The sequence below is a fragment of the Streptosporangium sp. NPDC003464 genome, from assembly GCF_053588315.1.
Genome location: NZ_JBSFPS010000462.1, coordinates 1 through 3,831 on the forward strand (window position 1 = coordinate 1; position 3,831 = coordinate 3,831).

Genomic DNA, 3,831 nt, shown 5'->3' on the forward strand with positions numbered 1-3,831 from the left:
CGGTCTCGACGAAGATCGGCGTCTCACCGTTGATCTTGCTGACCGGGTTGATGAGCTGGATCGGGTCGAGCTGGTTGCCGCAGTTGTCGCACTGGTCGCCGCGGGCGCCGTCGTAGTGGCAGATCGGGCAGGTGCCCTCGATGTAGCGGTCGGGGAGGGTGCGGCCGGTGGAGGGCGAGATCGCCCCCATCGTGGTCTTGGGGAAGATGTAGCCGTTGGCGTGGAGACCCTTGAAGATCTCCTGGACCACGGCGTAGTGGTTGCCGGTCGTGGTCCGGGTGAACAGGTCGTAGGACAGACCCAGCGCCCGGAGGTCCTCGACGATCACCCTGTTGTAGCGGTCGGCGAGCTCCCGGGCGCTGACGCCCTCCTTGTCGGCCTGCACCTGGATGGGGGTGCCGTGCTCGTCGGTCCCGCTGACCATCAGGACCTTGTTCCCCACCATCCGCTGGTAGCGGCTGAAGATGTCGGACGGCACGCCGAATCCGGAGACGTGCCCGATGTGGCGGGGGCCGTTGGCGTAGGGCCACGCGACCGCGGTCAGGATGTGCTGGGACATGATGCCAAGCCTAAGGGACGCGGGCTCAGGCCTTGGTGCTCTCCCGGGATACGGCCTCGGCCGCCTCCTCGGCGCTCTCCCGGGTCACGGCCTCGGCGGCCTCCTCGGCCGCGGAGGCGGCCACGTCGACGAGCGTCTCCTTGGTCCGGCGGATGCCGAGGATGCTGACGAACAGCGCCGCGAAGATGGTCTGGAAGCTCATGATCAGCGCGGTGGCCGAGGGCACGACCAGGCGCAGCGACTCGGAGGGGATCAGCGTGCCGAAGCTGCGCGTCTGCCAGTGGACCAGCGAGGCGACCAGGCCGCCCAGACCGGCCAGGGCCAGCAGGCCGCCGACGACCAGGCCCTTCTCCAGGGTCACGATGTCGACGAGCTTGCGCACCCGCCTGTCTTCGGGCAGGAAGCCCTCCTCGGCCGCGTAGACCTTGGTGAACACCGCGAACAGCACCGCCTGGAAGCCGATCACCATCGCGGCGGAGGCGCCGACCAGGGTGTCGACGTCGAAGGCGAGCTTGCCGATGTACACCGGGCCGAAGGTCAGGGCGGCGCCCGCGACCAGGCCGATGGTCATCAGGACCATGCCCGGGATGAGGAACAGCCAGCGCGGGCTGTAGAGCATGAGGAAGCGCAGGTGGCGCCAGCCGTCGCGCCAGGAGCGCAGGTGCGGCGGGCGGGAGCGGCCGTCGGGCGACAGCGTGGTGGCCACCTCGCGCACGTCCAGCCCGGACAGCGTCGAGCGCACCACCATCTCGCTGGCGAACTCCATGCCGCCGGTCTGCAGGCCGAGCTTGAGGATGGAGTCGCGCCGGAAGCCGCGCAGGCCGCAGTGGAAGTCGCCGATCGCGCTGGGGAAGAACAGGCGGCCGATGAAGGACAGCACCGGGTTGCCGAGGTAGCGGTGGAGCGGGGGCATGGCGCCCGGCGCGATGCCGCCCTTGAACCGGTTGCCCATCACCAGGTCGGCCCCGTCGCGCAGCTGCTCGACGAACGGCAGCAGCGCGGTGAAGTCGTAGGAGTCGTCGGCGTCGCCCATGATGACGTATCTGCCCCGGGCCGCCCGGATTCCGCCCATGAGGGCGTTTCCGTAACCCTTGGCGTCGACGTGCACCACCCGGGCCCCGGCGTCCCGCGCGAGCTGCTGCGAGCCGTCGGTGCTGCCGTTGTCGGCGATCAGCACTTCTCCGTCGATCCCGTGTTCCCGCATGCAGGCCAGTGCCTTGCGTACGCAGGTCTCCACGGTCTCCGCCTCATTCAAACAAGGCATCACCACGGTCAGTTCCACGTCTCAACCCTTCATTTACGGCACAGGCCAATCTCATCATGATGCCCTCTAACCTCTACTGCGCGGGTCAACTCCGCGAAACGACTGGCATCCTGTAATGCATGGTGACCGTCGCAGAACGAGCACGTCTGGAGGTGCCTCCAGCTGACTGGAGCGCGCGCCTGCGGGCTTTCCTACGCCGCCATCGCCTCTTCGTGGCCGCGCTCGCGCTGGCGTTCGTGCTGCGTGTGGTCACCATGCTCGGGTACGGCCCGGCCCTGTGGTTCAACGACTCCTTCGAATACGTGTCGGGGGCGGTCAACCCCGAACGCCCCAGTGCCCTGCGCCCGAACGGTTACTCCTTCTGGCTGCTACTGCTGCGCCCCTTCCACAGTTTCGGTCTGGTCGCCTTCACCCAGCACCTGATGGGCCTGTCCATCGCGGTGCTGGTCTACGCGCTGCTGCGCAGGAGGTTCGGGCTGCCCGGCTGGGGGGCGACGCTGGCCGCCGTGCCGGTGCTGTTCGACGCCTACCAGATCCAGCTCGAACACCTGATCATGTCCGACACGATGTTCATGCTGCTGGTCATGGGCGTCATCACGCTGGTGCTCTGGCACCGGAAGGTGTCCTGGCGGCTCGGCGCGGTCATCGGCCTGCTGCTCGCCCTCACCGCGCTGACCCGGTCGATCGGACTGCCGATCCTCGCCCTGGTCTGCGTCTACATGCTGATCAAGCGCACCGGGTGGAAGCCGATCGCGGCCATGGTGACCGCGTGCGCGGTCCCGGTGCTCGGCTACATGGGCTGGTTCGCCTCCGCGCACGGCAACTACGCCATGACCAACAGCGACGGCGCGATCCTCTACATGCGCACCGCGCTGTTCGCCGACTGCACGAAGATGGGGGTCGACCCCCGCAAGGAGCTGGAGCTGGCGCTGCTGTGCATCACCGCCCCGCCGAGCGAGCGCAGCTTCTCCGGCCAGAACTACCTGTGGTGGGCCAGGGGCGGCCAGCGCTTCCACGCCTTCGGGACGGGCAGCACGTTCACCCCGCAGATGAACCAGACCGCCGGGAAGTTCGCCAGGCGGGCCATCATGTCCCAGCCGGGCGACTACCTCGCCAAGGTGGCCGTCGACTTCTTCCGCGCCTTCCACTGGGGCCGGCCGCGCTTCCCCGACTACGCGACCTTCCAGCAGTACGAGTTCTCCTTCGAGGACAAGGTGCTGCCCGCCTGGTCGTCCTACAAGGGCACCACCGACGGCGACGCGCGCAGATACGATCCGGGCCTGCCGACGGCGGAGATCCGCGGCCGGCAGAGCGTGATCGGCACCCAGCTCCACGACCCCTGGGCCTCCTTCATGCAGGCCTACCAGCGGACGGTCAGGCTGCCCGGCATCGTCGTCGGCGTCCTGCTCCTGATCGGCCTGGCCGGGGTGGCGGTGCGCTGGCGCACCCTGGGCGGACCGGTGCTGCTGCCGTGGCTGGCCGCCTTCGGCCTCATCCTGGCCCCGGCCGCGACCGCCGAGTTCGACTACCGCTACCTGCTGCCGGCGGTGCCGCTGGCCTGCCTCGCCGCCGCGATCTCCCTGCGCCGGGGGTTCGCTAGACCCACCGCGAAAGCAGGATCCGCGCCCACCACTGCGAGTGCGGAATGATCTCGGCGACGAGCACCGGGTGGAGCCAGGCGAAGTTGACCAGCGCGAGGATCATGAAGGCCCCGGCGAACGCGGCCCCGACCGCCCTGCGGTTGGGCGCGGCCTCCGCCTTCCCGATGACCAGTCCGGCGGCCAGGGTCAGTGCGAGGATCATGAACGGGACCATGGGGATCGCGTAGAACAGATACATGGTCCGGTTGTCGGCGATGGCCCAGTAGAACCAGGGCAGCCAGCCGACGGCGTAGGCCAGCAGCACCGCTCCGGCGCGCCAGTCGCGGGTGGCGACGTACCAGGCGATCATCGTGATGAGCGCGGCCAGCCCGCCGTACCAGATGACCGGGGTGCCGACCCCGAGCACC

The 3,831-nt window shown here is 68.9% G+C and carries 3 protein-coding genes and 1 pseudogene; 1 reads left to right on the forward strand and 3 read right to left on the reverse strand.

Going from position 1 to position 3,831, the window contains the following annotated elements; translation table 11 throughout:
• A partial coding sequence (locus ACWDS7_RS47155; protein ID WP_451934625.1) for a class I tRNA ligase family protein occupies nucleotides 1-559 on the reverse strand: 559 nt, incomplete at its 3' end.
• 25 nt (nucleotides 560-584) lie between these two features.
• Nucleotides 585-1,823, reverse strand: a complete 1,239-nt coding sequence (locus ACWDS7_RS47160; protein ID WP_399966039.1) for a glycosyltransferase family 2 protein — start codon at nucleotides 1,821-1,823, stop codon at nucleotides 585-587.
• 119 nt (nucleotides 1,824-1,942) lie between these two features.
• On the opposite strand from ACWDS7_RS47160, the gene ACWDS7_RS47165 reads away from it, so the two are divergent.
• On the forward strand, nucleotides 1,943-3,472 hold the full coding sequence (locus ACWDS7_RS47165) for a hypothetical protein (protein ID WP_306863630.1): 1,530 nt from the start codon (nucleotides 1,943-1,945) through the stop codon (nucleotides 3,470-3,472).
• Here the strand turns inward: ACWDS7_RS47165 and ACWDS7_RS47170 are convergent.
• A pseudogene (locus ACWDS7_RS47170) lies at nucleotides 3,420-3,831 on the reverse strand (phospholipid carrier-dependent glycosyltransferase); the annotation flags it as partial. The gene ACWDS7_RS47165 and the pseudogene ACWDS7_RS47170 sit on opposite strands and share 53 nt — an antisense overlap.